This window comes from Bacillus sp. OTU2372 (assembly GCF_038440275.1).
GTDB classification, from domain to species: domain Bacteria; phylum Bacillota; class Bacilli; order Bacillales; family Cytobacillaceae; genus Neobacillus; species Neobacillus bataviensis_B.
Map to the genome: position 1 here is coordinate 662,499 of NZ_JASATK010000001.1, position 14,938 is coordinate 677,436.

The 14,938-nt window shown below is 39.0% G+C and carries 14 protein-coding genes; 13 read left to right on the forward strand and 1 reads right to left on the reverse strand.

Features of this window, described 5'->3' with window-relative positions; genetic code table 11:
* The first annotated feature begins 306 nt into the window (after positions 1–306).
* From recA to AAHB15_RS03260, 10 genes are all read left to right on the forward strand, one after another.
* Positions 307–1,347 carry a recombinase RecA gene (gene recA / locus AAHB15_RS03215; RefSeq protein WP_098528654.1) on the forward strand — a complete coding sequence of 347 codons (1,041 nt, stop codon included), beginning with the start codon at positions 307–309 and terminating at the stop codon, positions 1,345–1,347.
* Between the two features lie 324 nt (positions 1,348–1,671).
* Positions 1,672–3,231: a ribonuclease Y gene (rny, locus tag AAHB15_RS03220; RefSeq protein ID WP_098528653.1), complete on the forward strand. Its 1,560-nt coding sequence runs from the start codon at positions 1,672–1,674 to the stop codon at positions 3,229–3,231.
* Between the two features lie 201 nt (positions 3,232–3,432).
* A complete protein-coding gene (locus tag AAHB15_RS03225; RefSeq protein ID WP_335572372.1) occupies positions 3,433–4,230 on the forward strand; it encodes a TIGR00282 family metallophosphoesterase in 798 nt (265 codons plus the stop codon).
* Positions 4,231–4,581: 351 nt separating this feature from the next.
* Positions 4,582–4,842 (forward strand): stage V sporulation protein SpoVS, encoded by a 261-nt coding sequence (gene spoVS, locus AAHB15_RS03230; protein ID WP_003211281.1) that lies wholly within the window; start codon positions 4,582–4,584, stop codon positions 4,840–4,842.
* Positions 4,843–5,297: 455 nt separating this feature from the next.
* Complete coding sequence (locus AAHB15_RS03235; RefSeq protein WP_144562423.1) at positions 5,298–7,034, forward strand: 2-oxoacid:acceptor oxidoreductase subunit alpha; 1,737 nt, start codon at positions 5,298–5,300, stop codon at positions 7,032–7,034.
* Positions 7,035–7,901, forward strand: coding sequence for a 2-oxoacid:ferredoxin oxidoreductase subunit beta (locus AAHB15_RS03240; RefSeq protein WP_098528650.1), 867 nt, complete (start codon positions 7,035–7,037; stop codon positions 7,899–7,901). It begins immediately after the preceding gene.
* 275 nt (positions 7,902–8,176) lie between these two features.
* The gene (gene miaB / locus AAHB15_RS03245) at positions 8,177–9,721 is read left to right on the forward strand and encodes a tRNA (N6-isopentenyl adenosine(37)-C2)-methylthiotransferase MiaB (protein ID WP_342041722.1); all 1,545 of its coding nucleotides are present in this window, start codon (positions 8,177–8,179) and stop codon (positions 9,719–9,721) included.
* A 1-nt stretch (position 9,722) separates the two neighbouring features.
* The gene (locus tag AAHB15_RS03250) at positions 9,723–10,178 is read left to right on the forward strand and encodes a RicAFT regulatory complex protein RicA family protein (RefSeq protein ID WP_342041723.1); all 456 of its coding nucleotides are present in this window, start codon (positions 9,723–9,725) and stop codon (positions 10,176–10,178) included.
* Between the two features lie 242 nt (positions 10,179–10,420).
* A complete protein-coding gene (locus tag AAHB15_RS03255; RefSeq protein ID WP_144562421.1) occupies positions 10,421–10,966 on the forward strand; it encodes an outer spore coat protein CotE in 546 nt (181 codons plus the stop codon).
* Positions 10,967–11,115: 149 nt separating this feature from the next.
* Entirely contained in the window at positions 11,116–11,316 is a 201-nt protein-coding gene (locus tag AAHB15_RS03260; protein WP_335572370.1) for a hypothetical protein, read from the forward strand.
* An 11-nt stretch (positions 11,317–11,327) separates the two neighbouring features.
* Here AAHB15_RS03260 and AAHB15_RS03265 read toward each other — a convergent pair whose 3' ends face one another.
* Entirely contained in the window at positions 11,328–11,879 is a 552-nt protein-coding gene (locus AAHB15_RS03265) for a GNAT family N-acetyltransferase (protein ID WP_335572369.1), read from the reverse strand.
* A gap of 174 nt (positions 11,880–12,053) precedes the next feature.
* Between AAHB15_RS03265 and AAHB15_RS03270 the strand changes: the two genes are divergently transcribed.
* The 3 genes from AAHB15_RS03270 to AAHB15_RS03280 all read left to right on the forward strand — a co-directional run bounded on the left by AAHB15_RS03270 (position 12,054) and on the right by AAHB15_RS03280 (position 14,934).
* A complete protein-coding gene (locus AAHB15_RS03270; protein WP_144562415.1) occupies positions 12,054–12,707 on the forward strand; it encodes a serine/threonine protein kinase in 654 nt (217 codons plus the stop codon).
* 66 nt (positions 12,708–12,773) lie between these two features.
* Positions 12,774–13,517 carry a prolipoprotein diacylglyceryl transferase gene (locus AAHB15_RS03275; protein WP_342041724.1) on the forward strand — a complete coding sequence of 248 codons (744 nt, stop codon included), beginning with the start codon at positions 12,774–12,776 and terminating at the stop codon, positions 13,515–13,517.
* Positions 13,510–14,934: a radical SAM protein gene (locus AAHB15_RS03280; RefSeq protein ID WP_342041725.1), complete on the forward strand. Its 1,425-nt coding sequence runs from the start codon at positions 13,510–13,512 to the stop codon at positions 14,932–14,934. Before AAHB15_RS03275 ends, AAHB15_RS03280 begins: the two co-directional genes overlap by 8 nt.
* Positions 14,935–14,938 lie beyond the last annotated feature (4 nt).

The window sequence follows — 14,938 nt, forward strand, 5'->3', positions numbered from 1 at the left end:
CTAGATTAATTACCAGAGTCCAGAAGAATTTTGTCCTATAGGCTATTTATTAAAACCATAGAAGTTTGATTTCTCAGATAAAAAGGGAAAATGTGATTATCAGCTAGTAAGAAGCAGTAAAAAGACAAATAAAGAGGTAATAGGGCCGTCTTCCTAGTATAAATTGTTAATAAATAGGTCGAATAAACGTTCGCTTTTTTGCTCGACAAATAGACTAAAAGAAGGTATAGTAGTTATAGGAATTATATTCATAGACTAATACGCAATAATTCAAATTCTTTATATAGAAAAAGGGAGGAACTATTTGTGAGTGACCGTAAGGCCGCCTTAGAAATGGCGTTAAAACAAATAGAAAAGCAATTTGGTAAAGGCTCCATTATGAAGATGGGAGAACAAACTGAAACAAGAATATCAACTGTTCCGAGCGGCTCCTTAGCACTTGATACGGCACTTGGAGTGGGTGGATACCCTAGAGGCCGTATTATAGAAATTTACGGGCCAGAAAGTTCGGGTAAAACAACCGTTGCCCTTCATGCTATTGCAGAAGTACAAGCAAAAGGCGGACAAGCAGCGTTTATCGATGCTGAACACGCTCTTGACCCAACATATGCACAAAAACTTGGTGTTAACATTGATGAATTACTATTATCACAGCCAGATACAGGTGAACAAGCGCTTGAAATCGCTGAAGCTCTAGTTCGAAGCGGTGCCGTTGACATTATTGTAATTGACTCCGTTGCTGCCCTAGTTCCTAAAGCAGAGATTGAAGGCGAAATGGGCGACGCACACGTAGGTCTACAAGCCCGCTTAATGTCACAAGCCCTTCGTAAACTATCGGGTGCCATCAATAAATCAAAAACAATCGCAGTCTTCATTAACCAGATTCGTGAAAAAGTGGGCATCATGTTCGGAAATCCTGAGACGACTCCTGGTGGTCGTGCATTAAAGTTCTATTCCACTATCCGTCTTGAAGTACGCCGTGCAGAAACATTAAAGCAAGGAAATGAAATGGTTGGTAACAGAACTAAAATTAAAGTCGTAAAAAACAAAGTGGCACCGCCATTCCGTACAGCTGAAGTCGACATTATGTACGGAGAAGGTATCTCTAAAGAAGGCGAAATCATCGATCTAGGTTCTGAATTAGATATCGTTCAAAAAAGTGGTTCATGGTACTCCTATAACAATGAAAGAGTAGGCCAAGGCCGTGAAAATGCGAAATTATTCTTAAAAGAAAATCCTGAAATCCGTGAAGATATCAACAAAAAAATCCGTGAACATTACGGTTTAGATGGTGATAAAGTAGTATCGGAAACAGAGGACGATGAGCAGATTAATTTATTAGATTAGTTCATAATAGAGCAAAGCCTGTAACCGGGTTTTGCTTTTTTGATAAAAAAATGCATAAATATTCATAAAAGTAAATAAACATACACCACGAACATAGCGAACTATTTATTATATATTAGGAAATTCTAAATATTTGAAAAAGCTAATTGGACAAAGCCTTGACAATAAATATTCACAGCTTTACAATTAACATGTATATTTTACATTTTTGGAAATATTACATTGCGAAAAGCCTTGGTGCTTGCTGTATGTTGAGTCTAAACAATGTACATGCCGACACTTAAAAAAAAGAACAAAAGTTCATAGCAAGAGGGGGTGTAACGATTGGATTTAATTACTATCATCTCCATTTTGCTTGGCCTTATCGTCGGTGCCGTTGTTGGCTATTTTGTTCATAAATCCATTGCTGATGCAAAAGTAGCAGGTGCAAAGAATGCTGCAGAGCAGATTCTTGAAGATGCGAAACGTGATGCTGATTCATTGAAAAAAGAAGCTTTGCTAGAAGCAAAGGATGAAATTCACAAGCTTCGAACTGAAGCTGAACGTGAGGTTCGTGAACGAAGAAATGAAATGCAAAAACAAGAAAACCGTTTACTGCAAAGAGAAGAGAATTTAGATCGAAAAGAGGAAACGTTAAACAAGCGTGAAAATCTTTTAGAAAAGAAGGATGATTCTCTAAACCAAAGACAACAGCATATTGAAGAGATGGAAAGCAAAGTGGACGAGTTGGTACGTAAACAACAAACTGAACTCGAACGTATTTCGAGCTTAACTCGCGAGGAAGCAAAAGCAATCATTGTCGACAGAATGGAACAAGAACTTACCCATGATACTGCCATAATGATTAAAGAAAGTGAAAACCGAGCGAAAGAGGAAGCCGACAAGAAAGCGAAGGAAATCCTTTCCTTAGCTATCCAGCGTTGCGCTGCTGACCATGTGGCCGAAACGACTGTCTCTGTCGTCAACCTTCCAAATGACGAAATGAAAGGCCGGATTATTGGCCGTGAAGGACGAAACATTCGTACACTTGAAACCTTAACGGGTATTGATTTGATTATTGATGATACTCCGGAAGCTGTCATTCTATCAGGTTTTGATCCTATTCGGAGAGAAACGGCCCGCCTAGCTTTAGAAAAGTTAGTCCAAGACGGAAGAATCCATCCAGCCCGAATTGAGGAAATGGTTGAAAAATCCCGTCGGGAAGTGGATGAATATATCCGTGAAGTCGGGGAACAAACAACCTTTGAAGTGGGTGTACATGGACTACATCCGGATCTTATCAAAATCCTTGGCCGTTTGAAATTCCGTACTAGCTACGGGCAAAATGTCCTTAAGCATTCAATGGAAGTGGCTCAGCTTTCAGGTTTATTGGCTGCTGAACTTGGTCAAGATGAAACATTGGCTCGTCGTGCAGGATTACTTCATGACATCGGTAAGGCAATTGATCATGAAGTAGAAGGGAGCCATGTGGAAATTGGGGTAGAACTTGCAACCAAATACAAGGAACACCCAGTAGTAATCAATAGTATCGCATCCCATCATGGTGATACAGAACCTACATCGATTATTGCCGTCCTTGTTGCAGCTGCAGATGCATTATCCGCGGCTAGACCAGGAGCTCGTAGTGAAACACTTGAAAACTATATTCGCCGCCTTGAAAAGCTTGAGGAGATTTCAGAGTCTTATGAAGGCGTTGAAAAGTCCTTTGCAATTCAAGCTGGTAGAGAAGTCCGTATTATTGTAAGACCAGACGCAGTAGATGATCTTGCTGCCCATCGATTAGCACGTGATATTCGTAAACGTATCGAAGAGGAACTTGATTATCCTGGACATATTAAAGTGACAGTAATCCGTGAAACACGGGCTGTTGAATATGCAAAATAAAGCGGTGCACATTGCACTGCTTTATTTTTTGCATGTAGATAAGAAAGTATAAAGGCTTGGATGATTGTCCAGTTCCAGCGCCAAGGGGCTCGGGGTCACAAGCCCCTGGTCAAGGCGCTTCCGCTTTTCTTTGATTAAAGCAAAACCACCTGTGATACAATTTAAACAATACTAATTTTTTTAAAAATGAAAGGAAATAAAATGAACCTACTTTTTATCGGTGACGTGGTCGGCTCTCCGGGTCGAGACATGGTGAAAGAATATCTGCCAAAGTTAAAGGAAAAATATCGACCCCATTTTACAATCATTAATGGTGAAAATGCCGCAGGCGGTAAGGGGATAACCGAAAAAATCTATCGTGAGTTTTTGAGCCATGGTGCCCAGGCCATCACGCTGGGTAATCATGCGTGGGATAATCGAGAAATATTTGAATTTATTGATTCGGCCAAAAATATGGTAAGACCCGCGAATTTCCCAGAAGGTACACCCGGAAAAGGGCTTGTATTTTTCAAGGTGAATGAATTCGAAATCGCCGTCATAAATCTGCAGGGTAGAACCTTTATGGCGCCATTAGATTGTCCATTTAAAAAAGCAGATGAATTAGTCCAAATTGCCAGGGAAAAGACCCCGTTTATCTTTGTGGACTTTCATGCGGAAGTTACAAGTGAAAAGCAGGCTATGGGTTGGTACTTAGATGGAAGAGTATCTGCTGTTGTTGGTACCCATACACATGTTCAAACGGCTGATCACAGGGTTTTGCCAGGCGGTACCGGCTATTTAACAGATGTGGGCATGACAGGACCTTACGATGGTATACTTGGTGTGGAACGGGAGGCCGTGCTAAAAAGATTTCTAACGAGCCTGCCAGTTAGATTTGAAGTGCCGACGTCCGGGAGGAACCAGTTGAGTGCTGTTTATATAGAATTAGATCGAAAAACAGGATTTTCTAAAAAGATGGTTCCAATCCTAATCAATGATGACCATCCGTTTTATAGTTAAAAACTTCCGCATTGGAAGTTTTTTTCAATTTGGTGATTATCGACTTTGTTTGCTCCCATAGCAGTTTTGAGAGGTGTCTAGCTCCAGTGCACAGCGGCTAGTGGTCTTCGCTCTTCTCCCTACGATAAGTCAACATCGAATCGCTATCGCTCTTCGTGTTTCCTTTATCTCAGTCGAAGCGCTCCAGACCATACGCCGCTAAACGTGCACTTCCGCTTTTCTTTTGACTTTTTTCGTCCAAGCCGGAATATGTCTTTTCACAGCTGAATATAGTAGCAGTGGAATGTTATAACCTGATTTGTTCATGAACTTCTCATGCGGGATCGGGATTTTTCTAAGGGGGAGCTAGGAATGGAAATATTAAAAGTTTCAGCAAAATCTAATCCTAATTCTGTAGCTGGTGCGCTTGCCGGAGTTCTGCGTGAAAGAGGTGCAGCAGAAATACAGGCAATTGGTGCGGGTGCATTGAATCAAGCCGTAAAGGCAGTAGCAATTGCAAGAGGATTCGTAGCACCTAGCGGAGTTGATTTGATCTGTATCCCTGCGTTTACCGATATTTTAATTGATGGGGAAGAACGCACAGCGATTAAACTGATTGTAGAGCCGCGCTGAAAGAGATAGCCATCAGTAAAAAACAGCATGAATATCACATACTTACCTGCTTTCGGAATTATTCCGAGCAGGTTTTTTGTGTTTAAAAGTATATAAGAATTAATAAAATACTATACTGCTATATAACACAACCATTAGAAGGAATAATAATTAAATTGAAGAAAACTAGTATTTCCATGCTTAAATGTATATTTTAACTTAATTTTCCTAGTGATGTAATAGCCTTTTTTTAATAATAAAAAAATATTCATATTTTAGACAATATTTCGAGCCAAAGGGTTGCAATTTTAACTTCATAGGTCTAGAATTGTAAGCGTTTAGTACATATTCTAATTCTGACTATTTAGTCATTAACCGATTTCATAGACTAATTTCTAGTTGATTACTTGGAATTGTGCTATAATTAACATGATTTAGACTACTTATTTTATACATATCCAAAGGGGTGTAAGGGAATGATCAATCAACTTTCGTGGAAAGTTGGCGGACAACAAGGGGAAGGTATTGAAAGTACTGGGGAAATCTTTGCTATCGCACTGAATCGCCTAGGATATTACTTGTATGGTTATCGTCACTTTTCATCTCGTATTAAAGGCGGTCATACAAATAATAAAATCAGAGTTAGTACAACAGAGGTTCGTTCTATTTCTGATGACCTGGATATCCTTGTAGCATTCGACCAAGAAACTATTGATGTAAACTACCAAGAACTGCACAGCAAGGGCGTAATCTTGGCTGATGCAAAATTTGATCCAAAGAAACCAGAAGACACTGAAGCCTCCTTGTATGCGGTTCCATTCACTGAAATTGCAACAGAACTAGGGACTTCCTTAATGAAGAACATGGTTGCCATTGGGGCTACCTCTGCTGTTCTAGATTTGGATATTCAAGTTTTTGAAGTAGTAGTTCGAGAGATTTTTGGTAAAAAAGGTGACAAGGTTGTAGCTAAGAATATGGATGCAATTAAAGCCGGCTACGATTATATGAAAGAAAAAATGGATGCGACTGTACCGACAATGGTTTTAGAAAAAGCAGATGGTAAACACCGTATGTATATGATCGGAAATGATGCGATTGCATTAGGAGCCTTAGCAGGCGGATGCCGATTCATGGCCGCTTATCCAATTACACCTGCTTCAGATATCATGGAATATTTAATTAAGAAATTACCGGCAGTAGGCGGAACCGTTATTCAAACGGAAGATGAAATAGCCGCATGTACTATGACAATTGGCGCAAGCTACGGTGGTATCCGTGCGTTAACTGCTTCATCAGGCCCTGGATTATCATTGAAAATGGAAGCAATCGGTCTAGCAGGTATTACTGAAACCCCGCTAGTTATTGTTGATACACAGCGTGGGGGTCCTTCAACTGGTCTTCCGACAAAGCAAGAACAGTCCGACTTAATGGCAATGATTTACGGAACACATGGTGAAATTCCAAAAATCGTTTTAGCGCCAAGTACAGTTCAGGAAGCGTTCTATGATACTGCTGAAGCATTTAACCTTGCTGAAGAGTATCAATGTCCGGTCATTGTTTTATCTGACCTTCAATTATCACTAGGTAAACAAACAGTTGAACCTCTAGATGTATCTAAAGTAGAAATTAGACGTGGAAAGCTTGTAACCGAAGAGCTTCCAGAGATTGAAAACAAAGGCTATTTTAAGCGCTATGAAGTAACAGAAGATGGAATTTCACCTCGTACCATTCCTGGTATGAAAAACGGAATCCACCACGTTACTGGAGTTGAGCATGCTGAAACTGGTAAACCATCAGAATCTGCATCAAACCGGATTGCGCAAATGGATAAACGTATGCGTAAAGTGGAAAAAATCCGCTTTAACACACCTGTTTATACAAATGCACCACATGAAAATCCAGATTTATTAATTGTAGGGTTTAACTCTACACGCGGTGCCATTGAGGAAGCAATGGTTCGATTAGAGAAGGACGGTTTGAAAGTAAATCATGCCCAAATTCGTCTAATTCATCCATTCCCAACGGAAGAAGTTCTTCCATTAGTACAAGCTGCGAAAAAAGTTATCGTCGTAGAAAACAATGCGACAGGACAATTAGCAAACATTATGAAAATGAATGTTGGTCATGCTGAGAAAATCACAAAATATGTTAAATATGATGGGAACCCATTCCTACCACACGAAGTTCATTCAAAATGTAAGGAGTTGTTCTAAGTGGCCACTTTTAAAGAATTTAGAAATGATGTTAAACCGAACTGGTGCCCTGGCTGTGGCGACTTCTCCGTACAAGCAGCAATGCAGCGGGCAGCAGCAAATTGTGGTTTAGAACCAGAAAATTTAGCAGTAATTTCAGGGATCGGCTGCTCCGGCCGTATCTCTGGTTATATTAATTCATACGGTTTCCATGGAATTCATGGCCGCTCACTTCCAATTGCCCAAGGTGTTAAAATGGCTAACCGCGATTTAACTGTTATTGCTTCCGGTGGTGATGGAGACGGTTATGCAATTGGGATGGGACATACGATTCATGCCATTCGTCGTAACGTTGATATTACTTACATTGTTATGGATAACCAAATCTATGGTTTAACAAAAGGTCAAACATCCCCACGTTCGGCTGTAGGGTTTAAAACTAAATCTACACCGATGGGTTCGATTGAACAAGCGATTTCTCCAATGGAAATGGCATTAACTGTAGGGGCTACATTTGTGGCACAAAGCTTTTCTACAGACCTAAAAGATCTTACAGCACTAATTGAGGCTGGAATCAAACATAAAGGATTCTCCTTAATCAACGTATTCAGCCCATGTGTAACTTATAATAAAGTGAACACATATGATTGGTTTAAGGAAAATCTAACAAAACTAAGCACAATTGAAGGTTATGATCCTTCTAATCGTGAACAGGCCATGCAGACATTAATGAAGCATAACGGCTTAGTAACCGGTCTTATTTACCAAAACACTGAGCGTCCTTCTTACCAAGAGTTAATTCCAAGTTACTCTAAGGAACCATTAACCAAGGCAGAATTAAACCTTGATCAGGCACATTTTGATAAACTAGTTGCAGAATTTATGTAATATATGAACACTGACCCGTGGATGTCAAGTCCACGGGTTTTTTACGATTTCTAATATGAGACATCGCTACTTCTGAAAAATCTATTCAATAATATTTTTTATGAATTCTTTACCAGGATAACATGCGTGTTGACAAGGATTTCTATTGTTTTCAGTCATGTAAACCTTTATACTATAATAATGTGCGGACTTTTATATTGAGCACAGGTAATAAATAACAATTCGCAAATAATAGAGATTTCGAGGTTATTTTTATAGAAAGGGGTTTATGAACAATGAATGAAAAACAAAGATTAGAAGGCCAGCAAGTAGCAGCTGTTAATTCTTCGGACAAAAAATCCGCCAAGGATTACAGCAAATACTTCGAACAAGTCATTACGGCGCCTTCATTAAAAGATGCTAAAAAACGTGGTAAGGAAGAAGTAAAGTATCATAATGACTTTGCAATACCTGAAGAGTTTCGGGGAATGGGTGAAGGCCGTAAGTTTTACATCCGTACGTATGGATGCCAAATGAATGAGCATGACACCGAGGTAATGGCAGGAATATTCCTTGCATTAGGCTATGAACCAACAGACAACACAGAGGATGCGAATGTCATTCTTCTGAACACATGTGCGATTCGTGAAAATGCCGAGAATAAGGTTTTTGGTGAGCTTGGACATTTAAAAGCCCTTAAAATGGAAAAGCCAGATTTACTTCTAGGTGTTTGTGGATGTATGTCACAGGAAGAATCGGTTGTTAATAAAATTCTAAAAACCTATCACCATGTGGATATGATTTTTGGAACACACAATATCCACCGTCTTCCAAATATTTTGCATGAAGCCTACATGTCAAAAGAAATGGTTGTCGAAGTATGGTCAAAAGAAGGCGACGTCATCGAAAACCTTCCAAAGGTCCGTCGTGGAAAAATCAAAGCATGGGTTAATATTATGTACGGCTGTGATAAATTCTGTACCTATTGTATCGTTCCATATACACGTGGTAAAGAACGAAGCCGCCGCCCTGAGGAGATTATCCAAGAAGTACGCCATTTAGCAGCACAAGGCTACCAGGAAGTAACCTTACTGGGGCAAAACGTTAATGCGTATGGAAAAGACTTAGAAGGATTGAACTATGGTTTAGGGGACCTTATGGATGAATTACGTAAAATTGATATTCCTAGAATTCGTTTTACCACGAGTCATCCACGTGACTTTGATGACCGCTTAATTGAGGTTCTTGCCAAAGGCGGCAACTTAATGGATCATATTCACTTGCCAGTTCAGTCAGGCTCAACAGATGTTCTAAAGATTATGGCTCGTAAATATACAAGAGAACAATATATAGAGCTAGTTAGAAAAATTAAGGCGGCCATCCCAAATGTTGCGCTTACAACCGATATAATTGTTGGCTATCCAAATGAGACAGACGAGCAGTTTGAGGAAACCTTATCTCTTTACCGTGAAGTAGGGTATGAACTAGCGTATACCTTTATTTATTCACCACGTGAAGGGACACCAGCTGCAAAAATGGAAGATAATGTTCCAATCGAAGTGAAGAAAGAACGTCTTCAACGCTTAAACAATTTGGTGAATGAGCTTTCGCTAGAAGCAATGAAAAAGCATGTAGGTCAAACCCTTGATGTACTGATCGAAGGGGAAAGTAAGAACAATCCGGACGTCCTTGCAGGTTATACGACTAGAAACAAGCTTGTAAACGTCATCGCACCAAAATCAGCTATCGGAAAAATTATTAAAGTAAAGATTACAGACGCAAAAACATGGTCATTAAATGGAGAAATGGTGGAAGAATTAGAACCAGTTGAGGTGAAATAAAGTGGCGAAGTATACAAAAGACGATATCGTCGCTCGTGCAGCAGAATTAGCTCGAATGATTGCGGACACAGACGAAGTAGATTTTTTTAAACGGGCAGAAGCTCATATTCATGATAATCAAAAGGTTAAAACCTTAATTTCTGATATTAAAGGGCTGCAAAAGCAGGCTGTGAACTTGCAGCATTATGGTAAATCGGAAGCATTGAAGAAGGTCGAAGATAAAATTGCTTCAATCGAAAAGGAATTAGATGAAATTCCAGTAGTTCAGGATTTCAAACAATCCCAAGTAGATGTCAATGAACTACTTCAATTGATTGCTTCCACAATTTCCAATACGGTAACTGATGAAATCATCCTTTCAACAGGTGGAGACGTATTATTGGGGGAAACAGGCGCTAGCTTGAAAAATGGCGGCGGGGCCTGTGATAATCATGATGACTGCGATCACGAGCATTAATATAGGAAACCAGGCTTCAAAATGAAGTCTGGTTTTCTTTTTGTCCTTCGATTATTTTTCCTCGAAAAATAAACTCCATCACCTTCCTTTTAAAGTACAGGCATGAAAGGCACACACCTATAAATCCCGCATAAAATGAAGCATGACTAAACTTTTAACCAGTATTCACAAAAATATATATCACACTAGTCTATATATCAGCATACGATGAAATGAAAATGAATGAGGAGGGTTCGCGCGAAATGGGAGAATATAGAGAGATAATTACGAAGGCCGTAGTAGCGAAAGGACGTAAATTCACCCAGTCCAATCATACGATTAGCCCGGCGCATAATCCAACAAGTATTCTTGGCTGTTGGATCATCAACCATAAATACAATGCGAAAAAAGTTGGCAAAACGGTAGAGATACACGGCTCGTATGATATCAACGTTTGGTACTCATATAATGATAATACCAAAACAGAAGTGGTGACTGAACGCGTTCAGTACACAGATGTCATTAAGTTAAAGTATCGTGACAATGATTGCCTCGATGACAATGAAATTAGTGCTCGAGTGTTACAGCAGCCTAACTGCTGTGAAGCTGTCATCTCCCCTAATGGTAACCGCATCATCGTCCATGTCGAAAGGGAATTCCTTGTTGAAGTAATTGGTGAAACAAAGGTTTGTGTCCGAGTAAGCCATGAAGCCTGCAAAGACAATGACGATGATTGGGGATTAGACGTGGATGACGAAGAGTTTGAGGAATTAAACCCAGATTTCTTAGTCGGCGGGGAAGAAGAATAAAGATACTAGGAAGGTAATACTTCCTAGTTTTTTTCTTTTCTTATGATTATATGATGTATTTTTATAATTAGAATTACTGCCAATAAATGTGCTTTTAATGAATGATTCCTAAAAAACTCAGGGCATGCTAGATTCTAGGAGGTGCTACTATGGAGCCGCGACAACCTGGAAATAAAAAAATGCCTGATTTTGATCAATTAAATGATCGGATTATTCTTGAAAGCACGCCAACGCCGATGATTGTGATCAAAACTAATCTTGATCCGAAAAATGGGTTTGAAAATAATCCTTATTATCAAGATGGAGATGTAAAAAATCCAAAAGCTGTTAAGAATTACTTTGAAGAATAAAAAGCCAGGAATTATTCCTGGCTTTTTTCCCATTCTAGTTTTAATAAAGACAACATAAACGTATCATGGAACTGCTCATCCTGGTACATATAGCCACGCAGTAACCCTTCGTTTGTAAAACCTAATTTATCAAGTAATGCTAGGGATGCCTCGTTTTCTGGATAAACAACCGCACCCACGCGATTTAAACCCAGCTGTTTAAAACTGAATTTTAGTACTTCCCTTAAAGCCTCTGTAGCAATACCTTTTCTCCAAAAATAAGGGTGTAGTTCATACCCGATTTCAGCTCGTTTATTTTTAAGATTTAACATGTTTAAACCAACGGTACCAATAATTCGTTGATTTTCCTTTAACTTGATCCCCCAGCGAATTCCCCGCTTATCAATATAATTTTTGTAATAAATATCAATTAACCGGGTGGCTTCTGCTTGTAATGTAAAACTGCTGGTTCCATAAAAACGGGTCACTTCATCTAATGATAGTATCTCATAAACCGCATTCATATGTTGATGGGTCAGTTCAATTAATTTTAATCTTTTGGTTTCTAAATTCGGAAAAGTCATCGACACACCTCTTTTTTTCACCATTTCAATTTAGAATAGAAGTCAGAGCAAATATTTCTTTTATTGTATATTGGTCGAAAAGAAATATCTAGAATTAAGAAATATTTTTGGTAGAATTCAGACTAAGAGTCTATTTTTACAAATAGGGTACAAATTTTTTTAGAAGGTGTATTTATGAATATAAATGAGTATGTAAAATTAATTGAAACCGAATTACTGCCAAACGTAAACTTATCGGTCTTAAGTCCATTTGATCCAATCATTGTAGAAAACCGCTCCCATTCCTGGAGGACGATTGGCTGTGGCAATTATGCAGGGGTTTTTTTACATGAGTCTTACCCTGAAGTGGTCGTAAAAGTGTATGGGCGTAATCATGAGGAGCTAGTAAAGGAAATCGAAGTATATAAAAAACTAGGAAACCATGAATCCTTTTCCAGGCTCTATGCATATGGAGACAATTATTTGATTTTAAAAAAACTTGAAGGCATTACATTATTTAACGCAGTGATAAAAGGAGTTCAGATCCCTAAGGTTGTGATTAAGGATATCGACCTCGGCTTGGAATATGCCCGATCAGTTGGTTTAAATCCCTTTGATGTCCACGGAAAAAACGTCGTCATTTTTGAAGGAAGAGGCTATATTGTGGACGTATCTGATTTCTATAAACAGGGTTATTGCCGAAAGTGGGATGATTTGAAAAAAGCTTATTACAAAATTTATCGACCTTTCCTATTTAAATATCACCCCCCGATTCCTTTTCCTGTTGTAGACGGTATCCGTAAAGGCTATCGAATGTACCGGAAAGTAAAAAGAAAATTGGAAAAATAAAACTGTTGGGCTGAATTTTCTGATAATATAGAATAGACCCTGCATTTATTGGAAGGAGGGATATTGGTGCATTTCCCTTTCTATATTTTTGGGATCCACCCGCATCTACTATTTGAAACGGTAGCTTATTTTATCGGGTTCCGTGTTTATCTTTATACAAGGAATAAGGGGAGAATCCCTTTAGATAAGGCCATATGGGTAGTTGTTGGTGCCACATTAGGAGCTGCCATAGGTTCAAAGGTCCTTTATTGGTTTGAAGATCCGGTAAAGACAGTGGAGAACTGGAATAATTTTGTTTACCTGGCAGAAGGAAAGACCATTGTAGGCGGATTAATAGGTGGATTGATTGGCGTTGAAACGGTCAAAAAGCTGATTGGCTGGACACGTTCAACCGGAGATGACTTCGTCCTGCCCTTAGCAGTAGGGATGATGATTGGCAGGATTGGCTGCTTTTTAACAGGGTTAGATGATCATACTTATGGTGTCTCTACAACTTGGATTATAGGAATAGATTTTGGTGATGGTGTGAAGCGGCATCCAACCCAACTTTATGAAATCTGCTTCTTACTTTTACTTGTAGTAGTTTTATTTTATTTAAAAAGAAAGCAGCTGGGCTGGGAAGGTTTGTTATTCCAATTATTTATGCTGTGCTATCTGATTTTCCGTTTTATGATTGATTTTATAAAACCAACTCCACACCCGTATTGGATACTTAATAATATCCAACTCGCTAGTTTACTAGGTATCCTCTATTACATATGGCTTGTCTCAAAAAAACAATCGGATAAAAGGAGGGAAATCCATGCCTAACCGTCCCTATTTATTTTATGAACTAACGAACAGTATTTGTTCCACCTGTTTAAGAAAAGTAGAAGCAAAAGTTATCATTGAAAATGAAAAAGTATATTTATTGAAACATTGTATGAAGCATGGAAGAGAGAAAGTATTAATATCAACAGATGTTGCCTATTATAAATGGTGCCGAGAGTTTATAAAACCATCTGAAATGCCCTATCGCTGGAATACCCCGATTAAGTATGGCTGTCCATATGATTGCGGCCTATGTCCCGATCATGAGCAGCATAGCTGTTTAACACTCCTAGAAGTAACGGAACGCTGTAATTTGAAATGTCCCATCTGCTATGCAGAATCCTCACCGCAAAAAGGAAGTTTCCGGAGCTTAGAGCAAATTGAATTTATGCTCGATAATATCATTAAAAATGAACGGCATGCGGATATTGTTCAAATCAGCGGCGGGGAGCCTACTATCCATCCCCAGTTTTTTGACATTCTTGACTTGGCAAAATCAAGGCCAATCCGGCATATAATGGTTAATACGAATGGTCTTCGAATTGCGGCCGATAAAGAGTTTGTAAAACGACTTGCCAACTATTCCCCCGGATTTGAAATCTATCTACAATTTGATAGTTTTGAAAAAGATGCACTCGAAGAATTAAGGGGCGTGGACCTTAGAGACGTTAGGCAGCGGGCAATTGAAAATTTAAATGATTACAACATTTCGACTACGCTGGTAGTAACGCTGAAAAAGGGATTGAACGACCACGAGGTTGGAAAAATCATTCAATACGGTTTAAAACAGAAATGTGTAAGAGGGGTAACCTTCCAGCCCATCCAAGCGGCCGGCAGATTGGAAGAGTACGACCCATCGACAAACCGTCTAACTTTAAGTGAAGTGCGGCAAATGATTATCGACCAGTCGAATGTATTTGGATCAAAAGACATCATACCTGTCCCATGCCACCCCGATTGTTTGGCGATGGGATACGCGTTAAAACAAAACGATACAGTTACTCCTTTAACAGGTTTAATAAATCCGAACATCCTGCTAGAGGGCGAACGAAATACGATTGTATTTGAACAGGACGATCATGTTAAAAATATGATTTTTAAATTGTTCTCCCTTAATCATTCACCGGATTCTTCGGCATTATCACTGCAGGATCTATTATGCTGTCTCCCAAAGGTGTCAATGCCTAGACAGATTGGTTATGATAATGTTTTTCGAGTTATAATCATGCAGTTTTTAGACGCCTACAACTTTGATGTCCGTTCCGTAAAAAAGTCCTGTGTTCATATTGCACACCCTGATGGCAGAATTATTCCGTTTGATACTTATAATTTATTTTATCGGGATGATAAAGAATTGGAATTAAAAAAGATCCAAGCGGAACTCGAAGGAAAGATCTTCGTTGATAACGAGAGATAGGGGG